Source organism: Epilithonimonas sp. 33E (assembly GCF_059372615.1).
The window spans coordinates 1,075,143-1,097,041 of the sequence record NZ_CM182009.1; the positions used below are offsets into that span (position 1 = coordinate 1,075,143).

At 36.1% G+C, this 21,899-nt stretch carries 23 protein-coding genes; 5 read left to right on the forward strand and 18 right to left on the reverse strand.

Annotated elements, in window-relative coordinates:
- Positions 1 to 237 carry a hypothetical protein gene (locus tag AC5P2S_RS05010; RefSeq protein WP_283417619.1) on the forward strand — a complete coding sequence of 79 codons (237 nt, stop codon included), beginning with the start codon at positions 1 to 3 and terminating at the stop codon, positions 235 to 237.
- Here AC5P2S_RS05010 and pnuC read toward each other — a convergent pair.
- A complete protein-coding gene (pnuC, locus tag AC5P2S_RS05015) occupies positions 223 to 885 on the reverse strand; it encodes a nicotinamide riboside transporter PnuC (protein WP_283417618.1) in 663 nt (220 codons plus the stop codon). The genes AC5P2S_RS05010 and pnuC overlap by 15 nt on opposite strands.
- 182 nt (positions 886 to 1,067) lie before the next feature.
- On the opposite strand from pnuC, the gene AC5P2S_RS05020 reads away from it, so the two are divergent.
- The 3 genes from AC5P2S_RS05020 (at position 1,068) to AC5P2S_RS05030 (ending at position 4,665) form a co-directional block, all read left to right on the forward strand.
- On the forward strand, positions 1,068 to 2,609 hold the full coding sequence (locus tag AC5P2S_RS05020; protein WP_229728454.1) for an APC family permease: 1,542 nt from the start codon (positions 1,068 to 1,070) through the stop codon (positions 2,607 to 2,609).
- Positions 2,610 to 2,833: 224 nt separating this feature from the next.
- Positions 2,834 to 3,853, forward strand: coding sequence for a WD40/YVTN/BNR-like repeat-containing protein (locus AC5P2S_RS05025; protein WP_494556453.1), 1,020 nt, complete (start codon positions 2,834 to 2,836; stop codon positions 3,851 to 3,853).
- Positions 3,854 to 4,011: 158 nt separating this feature from the next.
- Positions 4,012 to 4,665, forward strand: a complete 654-nt coding sequence (locus AC5P2S_RS05030; RefSeq protein WP_494556454.1) for an HAD family hydrolase — start codon at positions 4,012 to 4,014, stop codon at positions 4,663 to 4,665.
- Here AC5P2S_RS05030 and AC5P2S_RS05035 read toward each other — a convergent pair.
- From AC5P2S_RS05035 to AC5P2S_RS05095, 13 genes are all read right to left on the reverse strand, one after another.
- Positions 4,662 to 5,348 carry a DUF421 domain-containing protein gene (locus tag AC5P2S_RS05035; RefSeq protein WP_494556455.1) on the reverse strand — a complete coding sequence of 229 codons (687 nt, stop codon included), beginning with the start codon at positions 5,346 to 5,348 and terminating at the stop codon, positions 4,662 to 4,664. The genes AC5P2S_RS05030 and AC5P2S_RS05035 overlap by 4 nt on opposite strands.
- A gap of 76 nt (positions 5,349 to 5,424) precedes the next feature.
- Entirely contained in the window at positions 5,425 to 6,378 is a 954-nt protein-coding gene (locus AC5P2S_RS05040) for a Fic family protein (RefSeq protein ID WP_494556456.1), read from the reverse strand.
- 40 nt (positions 6,379 to 6,418) lie between these two features.
- A complete protein-coding gene (locus AC5P2S_RS05045; protein WP_494556457.1) occupies positions 6,419 to 7,600 on the reverse strand; it encodes a hypothetical protein in 1,182 nt (393 codons plus the stop codon).
- 39 nt (positions 7,601 to 7,639) lie between these two features.
- Positions 7,640 to 8,476: a type 1 glutamine amidotransferase gene (locus AC5P2S_RS05050; protein WP_494556458.1), complete on the reverse strand. Its 837-nt coding sequence runs from the start codon at positions 8,474 to 8,476 to the stop codon at positions 7,640 to 7,642.
- Positions 8,477 to 8,616: 140 nt separating this feature from the next.
- On the reverse strand, positions 8,617 to 9,720 hold the full coding sequence (locus AC5P2S_RS05055) for a carboxylate-amine ligase (RefSeq protein WP_494556459.1): 1,104 nt from the start codon (positions 9,718 to 9,720) through the stop codon (positions 8,617 to 8,619).
- 36 nt (positions 9,721 to 9,756) lie between these two features.
- The gene (locus tag AC5P2S_RS05060; protein ID WP_494556460.1) at positions 9,757 to 10,707 is read right to left on the reverse strand and encodes an ATP-grasp domain-containing protein; all 951 of its coding nucleotides are present in this window, start codon (positions 10,705 to 10,707) and stop codon (positions 9,757 to 9,759) included.
- Between the two features lie 166 nt (positions 10,708 to 10,873).
- The gene (locus AC5P2S_RS05065) at positions 10,874 to 11,587 is read right to left on the reverse strand and encodes an alpha/beta hydrolase-fold protein (protein WP_494556461.1); all 714 of its coding nucleotides are present in this window, start codon (positions 11,585 to 11,587) and stop codon (positions 10,874 to 10,876) included.
- An 88-nt stretch (positions 11,588 to 11,675) separates the two neighbouring features.
- Positions 11,676 to 12,881, reverse strand: a complete 1,206-nt coding sequence (locus tag AC5P2S_RS05070) for an ATP-grasp domain-containing protein (RefSeq protein ID WP_494556462.1) — start codon at positions 12,879 to 12,881, stop codon at positions 11,676 to 11,678.
- A 43-nt stretch (positions 12,882 to 12,924) separates the two neighbouring features.
- Positions 12,925 to 14,331: a M17 family metallopeptidase gene (locus AC5P2S_RS05075; RefSeq protein ID WP_494556463.1), complete on the reverse strand. Its 1,407-nt coding sequence runs from the start codon at positions 14,329 to 14,331 to the stop codon at positions 12,925 to 12,927.
- The gene (locus AC5P2S_RS05080; protein ID WP_494556464.1) at positions 14,324 to 15,451 is read right to left on the reverse strand and encodes an alpha/beta hydrolase-fold protein; all 1,128 of its coding nucleotides are present in this window, start codon (positions 15,449 to 15,451) and stop codon (positions 14,324 to 14,326) included. Before AC5P2S_RS05080 ends, AC5P2S_RS05075 begins: the two co-directional genes overlap by 8 nt.
- Positions 15,452 to 15,682: 231 nt before the next feature.
- Positions 15,683 to 17,437 carry a discoidin domain-containing protein gene (locus tag AC5P2S_RS05085; RefSeq protein ID WP_494556465.1) on the reverse strand — a complete coding sequence of 585 codons (1,755 nt, stop codon included), beginning with the start codon at positions 17,435 to 17,437 and terminating at the stop codon, positions 15,683 to 15,685.
- Between the two features lie 7 nt (positions 17,438 to 17,444).
- Positions 17,445 to 17,966, reverse strand: coding sequence for a hypothetical protein (locus AC5P2S_RS05090; RefSeq protein ID WP_283417604.1), 522 nt, complete (start codon positions 17,964 to 17,966; stop codon positions 17,445 to 17,447).
- 67 nt (positions 17,967 to 18,033) lie between these two features.
- Positions 18,034 to 18,444, reverse strand: coding sequence for an acyl-CoA thioesterase (locus AC5P2S_RS05095; RefSeq protein WP_494556466.1), 411 nt, complete (start codon positions 18,442 to 18,444; stop codon positions 18,034 to 18,036).
- 135 nt (positions 18,445 to 18,579) lie between these two features.
- On the opposite strand from AC5P2S_RS05095, the gene dnaA reads away from it, so the two are divergent.
- Entirely contained in the window at positions 18,580 to 20,034 is a 1,455-nt protein-coding gene (gene dnaA / locus AC5P2S_RS05100) for a chromosomal replication initiator protein DnaA (protein WP_283417602.1), read from the forward strand.
- A 36-nt stretch (positions 20,035 to 20,070) separates the two neighbouring features.
- Here the strand turns inward: dnaA and AC5P2S_RS05105 are convergent, their stop codons facing one another.
- The 4 genes from AC5P2S_RS05105 to AC5P2S_RS05120 form a co-directional block, all read right to left on the reverse strand.
- Positions 20,071 to 20,562, reverse strand: coding sequence for a GNAT family N-acetyltransferase (locus AC5P2S_RS05105; protein ID WP_494556467.1), 492 nt, complete (start codon positions 20,560 to 20,562; stop codon positions 20,071 to 20,073).
- Positions 20,562 to 20,978 (reverse strand): arsenate reductase ArsC, encoded by a 417-nt coding sequence (locus AC5P2S_RS05110; protein WP_494556468.1) that lies wholly within the window; start codon positions 20,976 to 20,978, stop codon positions 20,562 to 20,564. The genes AC5P2S_RS05105 and AC5P2S_RS05110 overlap by 1 nt, the downstream gene beginning before the upstream one ends.
- A 20-nt stretch (positions 20,979 to 20,998) precedes the next feature.
- Entirely contained in the window at positions 20,999 to 21,469 is a 471-nt protein-coding gene (locus AC5P2S_RS05115) for a DUF6428 family protein (protein ID WP_494556469.1), read from the reverse strand.
- 71 nt (positions 21,470 to 21,540) lie between these two features.
- Positions 21,541 to 21,867: an ArsR/SmtB family transcription factor gene (locus AC5P2S_RS05120; RefSeq protein WP_283417598.1), complete on the reverse strand. Its 327-nt coding sequence runs from the start codon at positions 21,865 to 21,867 to the stop codon at positions 21,541 to 21,543.
- Positions 21,868 to 21,899: the final 32 nt, after the last annotated feature.

The window sequence follows — 21,899 nt, forward strand, 5'->3', positions numbered from 1 at the left end:
ATGAAAAATATTACAATAAAAGCCAACGATTTTTTTGAATTACTGAAGCTGAGAGATCAATCGATGTGGGATGTTTTTGCATCAATGATTGATGGCGAAGAGAAAGAGATCGTTTTCCTGAATGATGAGAATCAATATCTTTTCCACTACGTTTTGCCAACAACTATAGAAAAACTGCAAGAGGATAAAACGCTTTTTGCGAAGGAGTATTCAGAAAAATTATCAGGACTTAACTAAGTGTTTCTTCCATTCAAAATAACCGATAATCGCCATAATGGTGAAAACAAAATACTGCAAAGTCGTGAATCCCAGACCTTTGTAATACATCATCGGGATGCAGATAAAATCGGCAACAATCCAGAAAATCCAGTTTTCGAGATTTCGTTTAGCCATAAAATACATCCCGACAAGGAATAGGGAAGTGGTTAGAATATCGGTGTAATTAGCCCAATCCAGATGGTAAAGTCCGAGTTTGACGCCTTGCATTGAAAACTGATTATCAATATACGGTTTGAGATAGTAAATCAATCCGACAAAAAGCAAACTTCCTGCAAATAGCATGCTTCCGACCTGCCAGTCTTTTTTGCCGGCTTTCTTTACTTCTACGTGGATGTGGTCATCAGAATGTTTGGACCAAAGAATCCAGCCATAGATACTCATCACAGTATAATAAACATTAATGAGCATATCGCCCAAAAGTCCGAAGACGAACATAATATAAATAAAAAGCACGGTGGAGATAATTCCTGTCGGGTAGACCCAGATGTTTTTTCGGATGGAATAATAGACACTCATCAACCCAAACAATACGGCAACGATTTCTAAAACAATAAGATAAGTCTCGTAAGAACTGTATTGTGCAGTCAGATATTCGAAGAAATTCATAGTCTCAAAGATAATTATTAATCTCCTAAAAATGTTAAACGCTATTGATAATTAATACAGATAAGTAAAATTAATTAGTTAAAAAAAGTTAATGAAAGCAATTTTTTAATATTTTCGTAATTCAAAAATAAATATAGAAGAAAAGCCCCCTTTGAATTTTTGGGGATAAAAAATTTTAAATTATGGCAAACATTTGGATTAAAAAGCCGATGGAAGCGTATGAAGCGGACATTAAAAAGAGTCAGCTAAAGCGTGTATTGGGAAAATGGAGTTTAACAGCTATCGGGATTGGTGCCATCATTGGAGGTGGTATTTTTGTTTTAACAGGTACAGGTGCGTATTATAATGCTGGTCCTGCTTTAGCACTTTCCTTTGTCATTGCTGGGATTGCCTGTGTTTTTGCGGCATTGTGTTATGCAGAATTCGCATCCATACTTCCGGTAGAAGGTTCAGCTTATGCTTATGCTTATGGAACAGTAGGAGAGATCTTCGCCTGGATTATCGGTTGGGGACTGATTCTGGAATATGCAATGGGTTCTATGACAGTTGCTGTTTCCTGGTCCGGATACTTTGGGAAATTACTGAAGATGTTTGGGCTGCATTTACCGGCTTGGTTAACGACTGACCCACAAACCTATCTTGCTGCAGGTAATTCTGGATTTTCTATGAACCTACCTGCATTTTTAATTGTTTGGGTAGTGATAGGGATTCTTTTGAGAGGAACAAAAGGCGCTGCAAAAGCGAATAATTTCATCGTGATGCTAAAAGTTTCTGCCATTATCTTCGTGATTATTGCCGGCGTATTTTTTATCAATCCGGAGAACTGGTCGCCTTTCATTCCAGCTGCTACTACGATTACAGAAAACGGTGTTTCGCATTCTGCATATGGTTATGCGGGAGTTGTTGCAGGAGCTTCAGCGATTTTCTTTGCTTATGTTGGTTTTGATGCGGTTTCTACACAGGCTGGGGAAGCGATTGACCCTAAAAAAGATGTGCCATTTGCAATCATCGCATCTTTGGTAATCTGTACATTATTATACATCTTGGTATCATTGGTTTTAACCGGAATGATGCATTATACAGATTTCAATCCACTAGGAAAATATCCGGACGCGATCAAAGCGCCGGTTGCTTACGCCTTTGATATTGCCGGACAGGCTTGGGCTGGTTATATAATCACCATTGCAGCAACAGTTGGTTTGATTTCCGTACTGATGGTAATGATTATGGGACAATCCAGAATCTTCCTGGGAATGTCAAAAGACGGGTTAATTCCGAAAACCTTCTCAAAAGTAAACCCAACGACAAGCGTACCATCAAAAAACTTAATTATTTTAGGTGGTGTGATTTCAGTAATTGCTTCATTTACACCAATCAATGATTTGGCGCATATGACCAGTTTTGGAACCTTGTTCGCGTTTACAATGGTATGTGTTGCGGTTTGGGTTTTAAGAGTTAAAGAACCGAATCTTCAAAGAAACTTCAAAGTGCCTGCATTGCCGGTCATTGCGGTTTTAGGAATTGCAATTAACATCTATTTGATCATCAATCTGAGCAAAGAAGCACAAATGTATTCTTTAGGTTGGTTGGTCATCGGTTTCTTCATTTATTTCTTGTACAGTAAAAGAAATTCAAAACTTCAGAACGGAGGATTTGGAGAGACGTTCAAAGCAGAGCAAGAACCTTTGGAAGATGTTGATATTGATATCGACAACAAGCACTAAAATATAAATTCCGCATCTGTTGCGGAATTTTTTTTGGAGCTTAATCCCGCTATCCACTATATCTTTTTTGTCATTGCGAACGAAGTGAAACAATCTGTTGAACAATTTACCCATCGCAATAACAAAAAAGGATGCCGTTCCTATCGGGGCTATGGATTTTGTCTGTAAAACAAAAATTTTCTCAGTAATAATCAACATTACCCAACTTTCATTATTTTTATAAAATGAAAAAACTAGTACTATTTTCACTCACGATGATTTCATCATTTCTACTATCTCAGAAATTCACGATCGATACTCTATTGACAGATAAAATCAGCATCAGAGCCATCCAAATCTGGGACGAAAAAGTCTGGTATGCCGGAACGGATTCAAAATTCGGTTATGTCAATATAAAAGATAAATCAGATAAAAAGCAAATTAAACTTTCAGATAAAAAGCTACAGTTTCGGACACTTGCTCAAAATAAAAAAAGCTTCTACGCTATTAATATAGAAAGTCCAGCTTATTTTTTTCAAGTTGATAAAAAAACATTAGATTTCAAAGTCGTGTTCAATGATAATGAGCCGACGGCTTTTTATGATGCTTTGAAATTCACGGATAATAATTTTGGATTAGCATTTAGCGACCCGGCAGCCAATCAAAGATTGAATATTTCTCAAACCCGAAATGGTGGTTCTAAATGGATCCATTGTAATGATTGTAAAGATTTTCCTTATTTAGAAAGAGGTGAGGCTGCTTTTGCTGCAAGTAATACCAATATTGCAAGTGTGGGAAATTTGATTTGGATTGCGACCGGAGGTTCAAAATCCAGAATCTTCAGAATGAAAAACAAGGATAGTAATTGGCAGGTTTTCGAAACACCATTTACTCAGGGAACTTCTTCCAAAGGAATTTATTCTATTGACTTTTACAATGAAACTAATGGAATTGCTGTCGGCGGAGACTACACAAAACAATCCGATAACATAAACAATATTGCAACAACCAATGATGGTGGGCAAACCTGGAAAATCCAAGCCAGCGGACAAAATGCAGGCTATATGACTTGTGTCAAATTTCGACCAAAAACCAATGGAAAAGAAATAGTTGCGGTTGGAGATCAACACATCAGCTTCTCCTCAGATTATGGAAAAACCTGGACAAAAATCTCCGACGAAAAAAATCTATACGCCTGCGAATGGCTCGATAAAAACACTCTGATTCTAGCAGGAAAAGACAAAATAATAAAGTTGAATTTCTAGACAGTGAATGTATTGCTTTGATGAGCGAAGCGCCTTTGCGAATCTTAAAATATTTTCAATAAATTCAAAAATCTTAGTGGACTTTGCGTTCAAAATTAAACGTTAAAAACATAATCCCTATTTTTGCACCGAATTAATGGAATAGGCATAACTTGCAAATGAAAAATACGGTTATTTTCGATATGGACGGCGTGATTGTAGACACGGAACCGCTTCACAAAAAAGCTTACTATCAACATTTCAAAGAATTAGAAATCAATGTAGATGCAGAATTATTCTCAAGATTTACAGGAAAATCGACCCGAAATGTTTACCAGATGATTAAAGAGATTTTCGGAATAGATACCAATGTTGAAGAATTAATCCAAAGAAAAAGAACCCTATTTTACAACTTATTCGATTCTGACCCCGCTTTGAAATTATTAGATGGAGTCGAGAGTTTGATAAAAAATCTTTATTCTTCTAATTTCCAATTGATATTGGCTTCATCTGCTGCCAAATCTACGATTGACCGGGTTTTCAAACGTTTCCATTTATTTCCCTATTTCTCACATCTTGTAAGTGGCGAAGATTTCCCGGAATCTAAACCAAATCCTGCGATTTTTATCGAAGCTCAAAGATTATCAGGAAATGATAAATCCAATTGTATTGTCATAGAAGACAGCACCAACGGAATCCAGGCTGCAAATGCTGCAGAAATATTTTGTATTGGTTATAAAAGCGTAAATAGCAAAAATCAGAATTACGAAACCGCAGACTTAGTCATCCATCATTTTGATGAATTGAAAGTAGAAGAATTGGAGTTGATTTAAGAAACTCTTTTCTTATTGGAAGATTCTACCCATTCATCATTTTTGCAGACTTTACAATTGCCGTGTTCTCCGGATTTGAATTCCTGTGTATAGCCGCAAAAAATACAGGAATAATGAGTGTCTTTACTGAATGTCTTCAATGGGTTTTCTAATGAGTTGGGAAATATCGGTAAACCATATTTGATGTCTTTATCTTCATAATAAAAAACACTGATTTCGCCGGAAATTTCCTCAATAGCTTTTTCAACCTGACCAAGTTGTGAAACGCCTTTCAGTCTTAGTTCCGCAAAGAATTCATCTTCTCCAAGTGATTCTTTTCGGAAATCATCAATGCAAAAAACACCATCCTGAATCAAGCAAATCGGTTTGCCTTCAACCAGTTTTTCAAATTTTTTGCTTTTGCCAATAAAGTATGTGATAATGGTGTATAAGCTGATTATCATTGTGAAAACAACAATCGCTGGCATTATTCCAACATCTTTGTAAAACATCGGATCACCGGCAGCAGAACCAAGTCCGATAATCACAACCAGTTCAAAAACTGAAAGTTGTTTTACGCCTCGTTTTCCCAAAAGACGGAGCCCAAAAATAATCACCAGAAACATTATTCCGGTTCGGAGAACTGTTTCCAGAAGGAAAGTCCATTCTTCAGAACCTAATAAAATTTGTTTGAAATCGAACATAGTTTTTATCGCTATGTCCAAAAAATAAGCCAGAGAATTTAGTTTTGAGTTGAAATATAAATGAATGATAGAATATTCAATTTTTCTTGTAAACGGTCATTTTTTTGTCACCTGTTTTTGTGATGATTTTACTATCAACAGCTGATTTCAAATCTCTGCTCGCGGTTGCCGAAGAAATATTTTTGAAATAATTGATGTAATCTTTTCTTGTGAATTCTTGATTGATATTCTCCAGAAAAATCAAAATTCTATCATTTTCAGAAAGTTTTTTTGTAGAATTTTCCAACAGTTCAGAAAGGGATTTATCTATGATTTGCAACATATATTCTATGAACTTGGTAGATTTTCCCTCCTTATCAGAAGCCGATAAAGCACTGTAATATTCATCTTGATTTTTTGAAATCAAAGTTTCAAAAGGTATGAATTCAAAAATGGGATAGTCATTCATCAAAATCAAAGTCTGCCAAAGTCTTCCCATTCTGCCATTTCCATCCATAAATGGATGTATGAATTCCATTTCGTAATGAAACACACAGCTTTTTATCAAGGCTAATTCTGATTTATTCTTCAAATATGCAAAAAGGTCTTTCATCAAATAAGAAAGATTTTCCGCTGGTGGTGCAATATGTTCAACTTTCGAACCTTTTACAATTCCAACACTTTTCGTTCGATATTTCCCGGGATTTTCTATGAGGTCTTTCATCAGAGATTGATGTGCTTTGAGAAAATCTTTTTCTTTATCAAATTTTAGTTGAGCCAGATTTTTATAAACATTCAAAGCGTTCAGAACTTCGATTATGTCTTTTTGAGGTCCCGCAATACGTTTGTTTTCCAAGATTGCCGTGATTTGTTCTTCAGAAAGAGTGTTTCCTTCGATACTTAAAGAAGAATGAATCGTTTTGATTTGATTTTGCTTTCGAAGAGTAGGATTTGTTTTAGTCAGAAATTTAGCATTTACGACTCCGATTTTTTCTGAAATCGATGCAATATATTTTAATATTTCTGATGTAATATCGTAAGGCGGTTTCATTTTTGATAGTATCATTTGATAGTATCAAAGATACAAAAAATTAGCTGCCAAAAAACGCCATAGAACTTCCAATCCAAATCGCATCTTTCTTGTTAAAATCCACATTCACCATTGCTGCTTTCGTCATTCTGACAAGGTTTACGAGAAGTTCAGGATTTTCTTCATCAGGATTCCAAGCAAATAGCAAACGGATTTCGGCTTTAGAAAATTCTCCGTTGATGTCTTCAAAAAGAGGCGCATAAGTCACTTTTCTTTGAAGGATATAATTTTCTTTATCTTCAATTTTATTGATGATTTCCTGTGTAGGATTTAGATTCACACCGCTTCCGGCAAAAGAAAAAAGTGGTTTCAAAACGAAATTTTCCAATGGTTCATTTTCAGGAAAGTCAGACAAGAAATAACTTTTCGGAACAAATTCGTGCTTTAGTTTTGGGAGAATATATTTTGAAATTTTGAAAAACCAATTCGGATGCGTAATCCATTCTACATCGATGTCTTCCCGGAAATCAAATTCCGTTTCCAAACCTTCTATTTTATCCAATTCATCAAAAATCACACGATTGTAAATTCTGTTAATAGGAACTAATTTTCCATCATTTTCGTAGAATAACTTTTTGCCTTCTTTTTTAACTTTGGTCAGACAAACCGTTTTGATTCCAAGATATTGTTCAGTCAGAGCGAAATCAATCGCGGTTTTTTGTTTTTCAGGGTAGATCTCCAGAAGAATTACATTTTCTGGATTTTCGTTTCCTACGATAACTTGTTTCAGTTTTTTGATGTATTTATCTTTCGGAAGTGAGTTTTTCAATTCGTTCAGAAAAGGATAAACTTCGGTGATCACTTCTTCAAACAACTTCTGGAATCCAAATAAGCTCGGAAAAGCCTGCAATTCTATCAACTGCGGAATCACATTTCCACTCTCATCCTGACAAATTCCAAAATCTATCGCTACAAAATGGGGTTTCTGAGTGTCGTTCGGAACATTACAATTAGCAGGAATAGCTTTTCTCAGTTCTTCGTCAGGCATTTCCTTGATTTGCGAAATAATCGACTGAGAAGCAGCATCCAGCTTTTGCCAAAAGTCTTTGGTAAGGAAAATTGGACTCTCAGAAAGTCGAAACGCGGCTTCGTGACCGCATTTCTCTTTTATTAATTCATTGACTCTTTGATATTTTTCCGGAGAAAATTCTTTGTTAAATAGAGTTCTGTATTTTGGGATCATAGTTTGTGTTTGGTTAATAGATATTGGTTTAAGTTGTATTTAACCCAATACTAAGTTTTTAGTAATTTGTTCAGAAGCAAGTTGTAAAAATCTTGGGATGATTTGCGCTCTGGTTAACACGATTTTGTCGTCATCGTCCATTCTGTCGATCGTTTCAAGATATTTTTCCATTCCGAAGGTTTCAATCATCGCTTTCTTATTTTTCTCGTCTTCCAGGTTTTTGATGAAGCCAAGCGGATCCGCTTCCGGATGAAATTGTGTTCCGAATATTTCGTCAGAAAAACGAACGGCCATCATTGCTCTTTCCAGGTGTATTGTTGGACGGATTTTTTCCAAAGCCACGATTTTCATTCCCAACTCGTCCAATTTTTCCTGATTGGGTTCAATACATTGATACGCCCTGGAATCTACGCCGTAAAAAGGGTCTGGCAGATTTTTGAATAAAAATTCCTGCTCGCCGTCTTCCGATTTATGGATTGGCATCACACCAAAAGAATAGGATTTTCTCTTGCAGACATTCGCAATTCCGAAATGGATCATCGCCAGCTGGAAAGAATGGCAAACCAAAAACAAATATTTTTTCTGCTCATTGTTTTTGTTATGATCCCAAATCTGTGTCAAAAAATCAGCAAATTTCTGCTCCCATTCATAACCTTCGCGATGCGGATTTCCCGGACCTCCCGAAGAGATGAAGATGTCAAAATCCTCCACATTAGGCATTTCATTTTTATAACGAACATCAAAAAAATCCACAGAAACTTCGTATTTCGACTGCTTCTGAAACGCCTGAGACAGCTCTTTTATGTTTCTCATCCCTTGATTCGGATGATTATTATTCATATCCAAAAGTGCAATTCTTACATCATTTTTACTCATATTCATAAATTTTTACAAAAATACGGAATCTAGAATTGATGAAAAGTTAATAAAATTCTAAAAAAATATTAATTTGGCAAACTATAAGTAAAGAATAAGACTTATCAAAAACTCATAACTTATAATTCATGACTCATAATTTACAAAAGCCCTTTCTCTGTCTCATAAATCATATAATCCACGACTTTCTTCATATCGCCGCCACTTTCGTGAAAAACTTTCAATTGTCTGTCTGCTCCTGTTCCATTTTTGACAATTTCTCTTGCATATTCAACTTCTTTTCTACAACCTAAATCATCCACAACATCATCGATGAAAGCTAATAATTCTTCCAACAAATCCTTATAAGGAACGCTTGCCTCTTTTCCGAAGTCAATCAGATGTGCATCAATTCCGTCTTTGGAAGCGCGCCATTTATTTTCTGTCAAAAGTAATCTTCTGTAACTTCTGTAGCTGGTATTTTGCTGGTGCATTTTGTAGATTTTAGCAACCAGAGCCTGCATGATTGCCGCAAGACAAACAGTTTCATCAATGGTCAAAGGCATATCACAAATCCTGAATTCAATCGTAGGATAGAACGGATGAACTCTCAGATCCCACCAGATTTTCTTAGCGTTATCAATCGTGCCGGTTTTGACCATCAGATTAACATACGCATCAAATTCGGCAACACTACTGAAATAGCTTGGCAACCCGGTTCTTGGGAATTTAGCAAAAACTTCCTGTCTGTAAGATTTAAAACCTGTTAATCTTCCAACCCAAAACGGTGAATTGGTGGATAGTGCGTAAACGTGAGGCAAGAAATAGCGCATCACATTTTGGATTCTAATCCCTTCTTCACGATCAGGAATGCCGATGTGAACGTGCAATCCGAAAATCAGATTCGACCTTGCCACATCGCCCATATCACTGACGATTTTGTCATAACGCGCATCTTTTGTGATGATATTATCTTTCCAATGAGAAAACGGATGTGTTCCGCCTCCCGAAACTCGTAAACCTTGGTCGTGAGCAGTTTTTACAAGATGTCTCCTAAGATCGGTCAATTCCTGACGCGCCTGCTGGATATTTTCACAGATGCCTGTTTCCATTTCTACGACAGATTCGTGCATCTCGTGTTTTAAGTTTTCGCTTAGAACGGCTTTTCCTCCTTCTATTATTTTGGAAACGTGAGAAACCAAATCGCGGCTTTCCGCATCTATGATTTGATATTCTTCCTCAACACCTATTGTGAATTTGTGCATTTTTTTTCTTGTGTTAGTTAAGTTAGTAGTTAAGTTTTAAAGTTGATTGGTTACAAATTTTCCCCAATCGATACTGATTTTTCCGGGCTTGTAGTCTTTAGCTTTTTCGATTGCTAGTTTTGCAGCGTGTTCTACAATCCATTGGAAATTTTCCTCACCGACAGAGTTTCTGTCAGCATCAGGAGCCGGATTACAGAAGTCAATCGCATAAGGAATGCCGTCTCTCACAGCAAATTCCACAGTGTTGAAGTCGTAGCCCAGGGCTTCGTTCATTTTAATGGTATAATCCGTAATGGTTTTTAATAGTTTTTCGAGTTCTTTTCCTTCGGTTTGATGTGTTGTAGCATATCTCAGATGATGCGGATTTCTAGGTTCGTAAGGCATAATGTGAACATATTTTCTGCCCAGACAATAAACCCTGTAATAATCTTCGAAAACAATCTCTTCCTGAACCATCATTACCAATTGTTCTGTCTCAGCGTGTTTTGCCCACATATCTTCAGGGCTTTCCACACGGTAAACATTTCTCCAGCCGCCGCCGTCGTGAGGTTTCATATAAGCAGGAAAACCGATATAGTTGAAAATATATTCCCAGTCGTGAGGGAATTTTAGGTTTCTGAAAGATGTTTCAGAAGTGTTTGTAGGTCTTTCGTGTGAAGGTAGTAAAACGGTTTTCGGCAACGGAATTCCAATTTTGGACATCAATGCATTATTGAAAAATTTCTCATCTGCGCTCCACCAAAATGGATTGTTGATAACGTAAGTTCCATTAACAGCCGCATTTTTAAGATAAGCTCTGTAAAATGGAACATCTTGTGAAATCCTGTCGATAATCACAGCGTAACCATAATCTGCACCTTGTTCCAATTTATCGATTTGAACGGGTTCTGCAATATATTCTCCTTTTCCAAGTTCATTTACTTTATCGATGAATGCCCACGGAAAAGTGTCTTCCATCCCGAATAAAATTCCAATTTTTTTTGCCATAATGTTTTGTTTTTGGTCAGAAGTCCTGATGTTGGATGTCTGAAGTTTGTATGTTTGTTTTATTAATTTAAAATTATTTGCCTTGCTGATTAAGCAAATTATGCAGATTTTTTATGATTATATATTTGCTAAATCAATAAAATCTGCGAGAAATTTATTTTAAGATTTACCCGAAAAACCGCCCAATGAATGTCGGAAAAACCATTCTCCAAAGTACCCAATCGTGATCTATCCATTTTTGCTCATCATACCAATGATTGATTCCTTTTTCAGTTAAGATTCCTGCCATTTTTCTAGTAGGTTCCAAACAAATGTCACGGTCAGATGTACTTAGAACAATATGCATATGCTTATATTTCCAGGCTTCGTCATTTTTCACGAATTCGTCCGGGCAATTGAAATAAATCAGTTGGTCTTGATAACCGTCCATAAAATTCCTGATGTTAAAAGCGCCTGACAAACAGAAAAGATGCGAAACTAAATCCGGAAATCTGAACGCAAAATTAGCAGCGTGATAACCTCCAAAACTTGCGCCTGCAACAGCTACGCGATGTGTGTTGTGAGTTCTTTGGATATAAGGAATGAATTCCTGAACGAGAAACTGAACGTACATCTCATAATTTCTGATTCTTTCGTAAGGAGAAATTCCTTTGTCATAAAAACTTAATTTATCAATCGTCTGAACATTGAATAATTTTAAAATCCCATTGTTTGTGAAGTGTGAAATGCTTCCGTTCAAATGAAAATCGGCATTCTGAGTATAAGAACCTTGCGAAGTCGGGAACATAATAATCGGATAACCGAAATGTCCTGTAACTTCGACCTGAAGGCTCATTCCAAGAATATGTGAATAATAATCTGTATGTGTTATTTGAGGCATTTATATTTAGTTGAAAGTTATTTAGTTACTTAGTTGTCAGTTGGAGGTGAATATTAATCATTAATAATTTATCATTCATCATTAATCATTAACTCGTCGGTTTATCTTTTGGAGGAAGAATATTCAGAATCTGTTCTGTGACAACTTCTGCTGCTTGGTCTAATCTTTCCTCGATGATATCTGCAGTTTTTGCTTTGTAAACAATCCCGATATGATAATCGATTGGTAGGAATTTTTCCACTTCGTCACTTTGTAAATTCTGAGTATTGGGATGCTTATCTTTTGCTAATGCCACAATCAATCCGGAATATAATTTTTGAGTTTCCTCAACTGAATAGTGAGTTCCTTCCAATAACGCATTTTCTAGCCTTGCCCATTCTCGCCAGATATTAACTCCGGTTGCAGCTTCAACCATATCAGGAATATGAGCACCACCAACTCTGGAAGATGTTTCAAGGAAATAGTATCGTCCGTCTGTTCCTCTGATATATTCACTGTGAGTTGCGCCGTTTTGGATTCCGAATTTATCCAAGACTTGTTTGTTGATTTGGTCTAAGCCTTTTGCTTCCTCCGAATTTTTGTCTAAAGTTTTAGTGCGAAAAACGCCGCCTTCGTGAGAAACCTTCATTGGTGGAGAAAGGTATTTTGAAAAGCAGGAAAATACAATTTCTTTATTGTAAACCAGACAATCGACGTGATAGACATCGCCTGGTTTGAAAGCTTCTAAAAGGAATTTGTAACGTTCATCGCCAAGATTTTCCACAGCCGGCCAAAGTTCATCCGCAGAATTGATTTTCTTTATACCACTTGCCGAAGCTTCGGAGCGAGGTTTCAAAACCCAAGGTCCAGGAACATCCTGTGTGAACTGGTGAAGTTTTGCATCATTGAAAATGGAAGAAAATTCAGGAACAGAAATGCCGTTGTCTTTTGCCTGCTGACGCATTGCCAATTTATCTCGGAAATAACGATGCGTTGTCTGTCCCATTCCTGGAATACGGTAAGTTTCCCGAATCATCGCTGCTTTTTCTACATCGTAATCGTCCAAAGCAATGACGGCATCGATTTGGTGATTCTTCATCAGGTAAGCAAATCCCTGAACCAAATGGTCGAGATTCCAAACCGAAGGTTCAAGTTCTGGCATATAATAAATCTCGTCTATGGCGTGCCAAGGCCAAGGTTTTTCCTTCAGGTTTTCGGAAGTAATCAAAATGACTTTGTTGCCGAGTTTTTTGCACTCGTCCATGAAATCATAACCTTTGTAATAACAAGAGATACAGACAATTGTTTTTTCCATATTCATTTTTTTGACGGAGGTCAGATGACTGATGCCCGATGATTTAATTATAATTTTCTATAAAGTCTAATAAAAGCTGAACGCCGTAACCTGTCGCTGCTTTATCCTTTGCATAACCGACATTCCCAAATGCGACGCCGGCAATATCCAGATGCGCCCAATTCTCGTGACCTTCTATAAACTGTTCCAAAAACTTCCCTGCAATAATGCAGTCTCCAAAAGGTTTCATCGAAATATTCTTGAAATCTGCTACATCTGAAGTAAAATCATCTTTCCAAATATCCCAAAGTGGAAGATTCCAAAGCCTTTGATTGGTTTTGTCTGCGGATTTTTCCAGTTTCTTTTTCAACTCATCATTGTTCGAAAAATAAGCGCCACAAGTGTAACCGAACATTCTTACCGAACTTCCTGTGAGCGTTGCCAAATCTATTAGAACATCAGTTTTATAGTTTTTTGATAAATAAGAAAGTCCGTCTGCCAGAGTCATTCTTCCTTCTGCATCGGTGTTTAGGACTTCAATTGTTTTTCCGTTGTAAGCCGTTACAACATCGCTCGGCAAATACGCATTTTCCGAAACAGCATTATCTGTAATCGGAAGAATGGCAATGATATTGACTGGAAGTTTAAGTTCAGAAGCTGTAATCAAAGCTCCGATTACTGCACTTGCTCCGCCCATATCGCTTTTCATATAATGCAGATTGTCCGATGGTTTGATGGAAATTCCGCCTGTGTCGAACAACACACATTTTCCGACTAAACCGAAAGTTTTCACATTTTCTTTTCCGCAATTGTATTCCAAAATGGTGAAAGCAGCTTCCTGCGAACTTCCCTGATTAACTGCTACAAATGCGCCTAAACCTTCTTTGATCGATTCTTCTCTGTTGAAGACTTTATATTTTAAGCCATATTTTTCTGCTGTTGATTTCAGGAAATCTGAAATCTGATTCACTTTTTTATGGTTAGCTGGTTTGTTCAGCCATTCCATTCCAGCGAATTGTCCATTGCAAAGTGCTTCCGTTTTTAAAGCTAAATTCTTCGCTTCTTCCTCAGAAATATTTTCAAAATGAAGTTCAAAATTCTCCTGCCAAAACGGATGAGATTTTTCAAAAGGGTAGAGATAAGTTCCTAAGAACAAACCTTTTACCAATTCTTCCGTTAAATCTAATCCTAACTTTGAATAAACTGAAGTTGGAACTGCTTGCAGATTTTTCTTGTAATCATTCGTGAATTTGTTCGCAATGGATTGAATTTCAAATCCTTTTGCGTCTTTTCCGATTCCAATGAAAAAACTGATTTCATCTGAATTGGTCTTAATGAAAACCTCGTTCTTTTTTCCATTGAAGAATAATTCAACATTTGGATGTGAGTTTTTTTCCTGTTCCCAATCGTCTTCGCTGAACAGATATATGTTTTGAGTTGTTGATTCTTTTTTATTGTAAATTTTAATCATTTGCTTCGTTCTTTTCTAATTCATTTTTGGCTTTCACAGGACTTTCCAGACTGTCTATGAAAAGCCATTCTACGGCTCTTGGAAATTCCTGCGACCAGAAAAATTCCTGATGAGTTCCTTGGTCATTGATATTGGTCCTGACTTCAAAATCGAAGGATTTCTGAGCAGTTATTTTTTTCAAAGCTTTTTCAAATAATCTTATTCTTCCCACCATTCGAGAACCTTCTTTTTTACCGCCATAGAGATAAATCTTCAGTTTGTAGGGGTTATCAAACCTTATCATTGGAAAATTATTTTCCGGTTCTACCCAAAGCGAAGGTGAGAAAATCAGCAATTTGGAATAAACTTCCGGATAAAGAAATCCGCCATAAATGCTAATCAATCCACCCAAAGAGCTTCCGCCGATTCCCGTGTTTTCCCTGTCTTTTTTCGTTCTGTAATTTTTATCAATCCAAGGTTTCAATGTATCAGTAATGAACCTTAGGTATTTTTTACCTTCTGCATTTTTCGTGACATCTTCATTATCAAAAATATATTCTTTGATCCGGTCGTCGTTGCCGTGTTCTACTGCAATGACAATCAAATCGCCCCGTCCATATTCTGCAAGAAGAGCCAGTTTTTTATCTATTTCCCAATTTCCAAATTCGGAACCGTCATTAAATAAATTCTGTGCATCCTGCAAATACAAAACCGGATAATTCTTCTCAGAATCATAATAATCATAAGGCAAAAGCGCCCAGACTTTTCTGGTCTTATCAAGCTGTGGGATATAGAATGCATCATCAACCAATTCCGTAATCGGGAAAAATTCTTTTTTGAAAGGTCCCCAATTCAGTCTCCATTTTTCAACTTTATCCTGCGTTTTCTTTTTCTCTTTTTTTGTCTTTCTGTTCGGTGTGATGTTGTTGTATTTGTCGATCTCGACATTTTCCCAGCCACCTTTTGTAAACTTATATTCTATCTCATCGTTTAGTAATTCATCAGGAATATTGATGTAATAGTTGTTGTCATCCATCTTTTCCAGTCTGAATTTTGAATCTTTCGGATTCCACTTGTTAAAATTGCCGGTAATAAAAATCGGTCGGTCATCATTATCTTCTGATGTCAGAAAAAACTCCATTCGCTGTTAAATTCTTTTACTGTTTATAAATTTATAAAATTATTTCAATTAATGAAAAAATGTTGAGTATTTTTCTTTTAAAATTTGAGTTTATTAATGAATATTAATCTAATTTTTAAAATCATTGAATTAATGGAAATTTAATATTTCGAAATAATAATCATGAAAAATAAAAAAGCTTTCGAAGAAAGACTTCGAAAGCTTGAATTTTTGTCTGTAAAACTTTAAAATTTATTCTGATTTTATAACCTCTGTTCTTTCAGAGATTCCGTTGGCATTAAAGGCCTCAATTTGAAAATAATAGGCATCTGTTCTATCTGCGCCGGTAAAGAAATATTCGTTTTTTCCGTAAACCATAATGCTCCCATATAATTTTTCCGGCGATTTTCCCCAATAGATAACGTAACCGTCTGCATCAGAATTTTGCTGCCACTTCATCCAAATACTTCTTCTTTCGCCATATTTTTTCGGGTCAGCTCGCAGTGGAACAAAATTTTGAACTTTTTCGGGTTTTGTTCCAGCGCCTTTTCCAAACACTCGGAATCCACTTAAAGCAAATTTTCCTGTCGGCATTTTCAGGTTTTCCATTTTCAGGAATCTTGCTTTTGCAGGATTTTCTAATTCAATGTAGTCGTGAGGAACGTCGGTTTGGTTTTTAGATTTATCGACAATCACTTTCCAGTTTTTGCCGTCATTAGAACCATAGATTTTATACTGATGCATTTTGCCCAATGTTTTTCCCATAAACTCCACATCCTGATCCGCATAATTCACCTGAATCGCTTTAATTGTGGAAACTTCTCCTAAATCCGTTTGAAACCATTCTCCGGAATTTCCGGTTTTTGCAGACCAGTAAGTTTTGATATCCTCATCCACTGCATAATTAGAATGATAACCACCTAGAGTCGATGATACCTGAACGGGTTTGTTATAGTTCAACAACATCCAACCCGGAAATAATCCTTTTGAAAAATCTTTTCCTTGCGCATATTGTGGTAACAAAGTTGGATAATCGCCATAAGCAGTGTTGGTGTACATCACATCATCTTTATCAAATCCGGTCGGCCAAATTCCTAATCGTCTTTCGAAATTATTTTTTGTTGAAATAAAAATGGTTGAAATGTGCCACCAGTTTCCAAAGTTGTCCTGAAATGTTGCACCGTGTCCGGCGCCTCTTGCAAAACCTCCAGGTTTATAGGAAAAAGGATTGTGTTGTTGGTACTCAAAACCTTCCAATGGATTTTTTGAAACATAAACGCCATCAGAATATCCACTGAATTCCGTTGCTGGCGCACCATATTGAAGATAATATTTGTCTTTATATTTGGTCATCCATGCTCCTTCCACAAATGGCTGAAGAAAAACATTGTCATTGTATTCTCCAAATCTTTCCCAGCCGTGGTCTTCAGGTTTTAGTCTGATGACAGGTTTTACGAAACCTTCCGACTGCAAAGTTTTGGTTTTGACTTCGGTTCCAAGAAGAGGCCATTCGTTGCTGGAACCCCAATACAGGTATAATTTATTTTTGTCCTCATCGTAATGAAATGCGGGATCCCAAGCGCCGACTTTCAAAGTGTCAACAGCAATTTTCCAATCGTCTTTTGTAGGATTGGTGCTTTTCCAAATCGGGAAATCCTGCTCCCAGGTTGAACCGAAAACGTAAAGCGTATCTTTCATTGCCCAAACTGCAGGAGCGTTCAGGTCGTGAGTGTATTTGTTATCTAAGAGAAATTTTCTGTGGACAAATTTCCAATCCAACATATTGTCAGAATACCAATAACCTTCCTGGTTGGTAGAAAATAGAAAAAGTTTTTTCTGAAAATTGACAATGACAGGATCAGCCGTTGCACGATGCTTTCCTTGTTTGGAAAAAACTTCGAAAGGTGTGTAACCGTAGTCTATATTGATCGGGTTACAGAACGTTTTTTGTTGAGAGAAAATTGGATTGAATAAAAGTATTAAATGTGTTAATAATAGTTTCCTCATTATATATTTATTTTATCGTGTTTTTGTCAAACATCATTATATTATTATTTTCAAACCTGAAGGTGTCTTTTGTGATCCTGTTTTCGTTTTCCGGGTCTTTGGATAAAAGCAGAATATAATCTTTGTCCTGGATGTTTATCTTTGCCCCAACAGATTTTGCATCAAAAAATTTGTCTAATTTATATATAAAATACCTGCCACTTTTCAAGGTTATAATAATAGGAAAATATTGTGAAGGTACAATGGACGTTTTATTAAAATTATTGCTGACATTAGCCATATAATCTTCTTCTCCGTCATGGTTAAAATCTCCTGAAACTAAAGTCAGTGCATTGTTTTTGATTAAATAATTTTCAAAATTGATGTCTCTTTTCCCATCAGATCGATAAAATTTCATTTCATCATTGATGTTCAGCTTATTGGTATAATAGCTTTTGCTGATAATGTCCTGAAGGGTTTTCAGGTCCATGTCTGTTCTTATACAGGAAAGTAAGGATGCGCAGGCGAGTAATAAAATTAATTTTTTCATTAGGATAAGCTTTACTGATTTTTGTGACTTATCATGTCTAATGAAGCAATGCAAATTTTACGCAAAATTATATTTTCCAGTTTTTTTCTATCAGTCTCAATAAAAAATCAGGGCATCTCACGATTTTATTGGTTTCAGCATCCAGAAAAAAAAGTGTGGTTGAAGCTTCGGTGATTTTTATTTTGTCTTCATTATAAATTTCATAATCGAATTCAATTTTAACCCCCGGAATTTTTTTTACATAGGTGTGAATTTCCAAAAGCTGGTCATAAAGTCCTGGTTTCAAATACTTAATTTTATATTCGGAAACGGGTAAGAAAATTCCCCTCTTTTCGATCTCGTCATATGACATCCCGAGTTCACGAAAAAGCTCAACTCTGGCGACTTCAAAATATTCTGCATAGTTTCCGTAATAGACATATTTCATTGGATCTGTTTCTCCGTAACGTACTCTTATTGAGTGTGTTGTGTGTATCATTTTAAGTCGTTAATAATTCATACAAATATATTTTTAAATAATCAATAGCTAAAAAATTTTTTTATGAAAATTAATAATTAGATATTTGTCTTCTTCTAAAAAAACTAAAATCTTACCGGAAATAGCAGCAGCAAAATGAATGAAAATTTAGTATTGATCTGGGATAGATGCATCCAGTTTATGCGGGATAATCTAAACGCAGCGGAGGATAATACAGACCTCAAAAAGTTAGAGAATTCTTTCGACTTATTATTTGATAAAGTTCAGCCAATTTCTTTGGTGAACAATAATCTTACGTTGCTTGTTCCTAGTGATTTTTACAAAGAATATATCGAGGACAATTACTTGTCTTTACTGTCTGCTGCGCTTAAAAAAAATATCGGTAAAGGGGTGAAGTTGTGGTATTCTGTAATGGAAAACAAGCCTGCAGGAAAAGAGAAGCCAATTACAGTCAATGTAAAAGGGATTTCCACACAGGCACCAAAAATCCAGGAAGCAAGACCGGTTATCAAGGAAAACAACATTAATCCGTTTGTAGTTCCGGGAATCAAAAAAATCAATATTGATTCTAACCTGAAAGCGGATCAGTCTTTTGATAACTTTGTAGAAGGAGAGAGTAACAAATTTGCCTGTACCGTTGCGAAATCGATTGCAAAAAGACCAGGCTCAACAGCTTTCAATCCATTGTTTGTTTACGGTGGCTATGGTGTTGGGAAAACGCATTTGGCACAAGCAATTGGACTGGAAGTGAAAGCATCTTTTCCGGAGAAAGTGGTTCTTTACCAATCTTCAGAAAAATTCATTCAGGATTTTGTAAAAGCGGCTAAGTCTCAAAACAAAACGGATTTCCAGAATTATTATCAGATGATTGACGTTTTGATTATCGATGATATCCAGTTCCTTTCCGGAAAAGCTGCGACTCAGGACAGCTTCTTCCATATTTTCGATTACCTTCATCAGAACGGGAAACAGATTATCCTCACTTCTGATAAAGCGCCGGCTGATATTTTGGATACTCAGGAAAGAATTATTTCCCGTTTCAAGTGGGGACTTTCTGCAGAAATCAAATCCCCTAATTTCGAGACGAGAAGAAAAATTATCGTTGATAAATTAAGCCGTGACGGTATCGAATTAACGGATGATATGCTGGATTATCTGGCTTCGGAAGTTAAAACCAACGGCGTAAGAGAACTGATCGGTGTTGTAAATGCAGTAATTGCTTACTCAACCGTTTATAAATCTGATTTCAGTCTTGATCTTTTAAAAGATACGATCAATAAGTTAGCAACTACTCAGAAAAAAACCATCAATATTCCTTATATTCAGGAGATTGTTTGCGATTATTTCGGAATTCAGAGAGAGCAGCTGTTATCCAAAACAAGAAAAAGAGAAATCGCTTTGCCAAGACAACTGGCTATGTATTTTGCTAAAGAATATACCAATGCGACGTTTACTAAAATCGGTGAGGAAATGGGTGGAAAAGATCATTCGACGGTAATGTATGCCTGCGATACAATTAGGGATGTTTCCAAAATTGATAAGGAGTTGAAGAAGTATATCAAAGATCTGAAAGAAAAAATTGCCCAATAAGATTTAAAGTCTGAAATTTTTTTCAGACTTTTTTATTTATGATATTTTCAGACTTCGTCTTTCCAAGAGAATTGTGTCTCTCCAGATGCCATCCATTTTGGAAATCTTTTCCCGATAACCGACTTCTCTGAATCCAAACTTTTCATGAAGCTTTATGCTGCTTTCGTTTTCTGGGAAAACACTGGATTGTAATGTCCATATTCCATTGTTTTCACTTTCAGAAATCATCTTTTCCATTAATTCCGACGCAAGACCTAATCTGCTAAAATCTGGATGAATGTAAACACTAACCTCTGCAACGCCATTATAATTGCATCTTGATGACACAGGACTTAGAGCTATCCAGCCAACAATTTTATCATCAGTTTCTATCACCAATCTTGAATGCTGAAGATGACCTTTATCCCATTCTTCCCAAGTTGGAACAACAGTATTGAAAGTCGCATTTTTGGTTTCGATTCCCAATTTGTAGATTTCCAAAACTTCGTTCTTGTGTTTCGGTTCTAAGGGAGACACTTTGTATTTCATTAAAGATTTTCTTCCACAAATTTAAAGCAATATTGTTTTATTTGGTCTCTGACTTTTCTGAACTCAGCCATGATTTCTTCGTCAGTCCCAATAGCTTTCGCCGGGTCCGGAAAATTATAGTGTAACTTTTTAGCATTTGAAGTAAAGTGCGGGCAGTGTTCTTTTGCATTGTCACAAACAGTAATTACAAAATCAAAATCTATGTTTTGATATTCTTCTGTTTTATTGGACGTTTGACTAGAAATGTTGATTCCTTCTTCTTGCATTATCGCAATTGCTTTCGGATTCACGCCATGTGTTTCTATACCAGCACTGAAGATGTCTGCTTTCCCATTGGCGAAATATCTCAGATAACCTTCCGCAATCTGACTTCTACAGCTATTTCCTGTACAAAGTAATAAGATTTTTTTATTCATGATTTTTTTTGAATTTAATCCTAGCAACATCCAGAATCTGGAGTACAACAAGATTGCTTGTTAGATAGTGATGCAAGATTTAACTTTTGTTTTTCTGCAGGAATCCCACAAACATCCTGAGCCAGGCAAGCTGTTGTTTTATTTTTCAAAATAAAATTCTTACCGTTGAATTCCAAATCATACTTTCCGATAGTCTCGCTCTGATATTCCACTTCGATTTCTGCATTTTCTATTCCTAGTTTTTCTTCGGAAAGCTGGATGATATTGAGTAATTTATTCGGTTTTAAGCGATGTTCATAATCATTCGCATTCCAAAGTTGAAAATTTACAACCTTCTCATTTCGGATAGTTCCGCCACAATCAATGAAGTTTTTATGGATGATTCCTACTTCTGTGACATGAAAATGTTCGGGCACGAAAGTTCCGTTTTCCAATTGAAATTCTACATTTTCCAATGTTGGTAGAATCTCTTTGATTTGATTAAGAGTCATATTAATAAGCTTTTATATACATTATTCTGTTTTATTGCAATATTGCGATATTTGTTTTCAAAAAAAGATGCCTAGCAACATTTTCCTTTAGAAACGGTTTCGATGATTTGTGAAAAATAAGAGTTGATTACTTCAATCGTCTTTTCGTCAATACAATAACATATTGAATTTCCCTCAACATTTCCTTTGATAATGCCTGCATTTTTTAATTCTTTAAGGTGTTGGGAAACAGTTGGTTGTGCAAGCGGAAGTTCATTCACAATATCGCCACAGATGCATTCGTTGACTTTAATTAGATACTCGATAATAGCAATTCTCGCAGGATGTCCAAGTGCTTTGGCAATAATGGCAATTTTGTTTTGTTGTGCTGTGAAATGTTCAGTTTTGGTGGCACCCATTTTTATTAATTTAATATTGCAATATTACGATT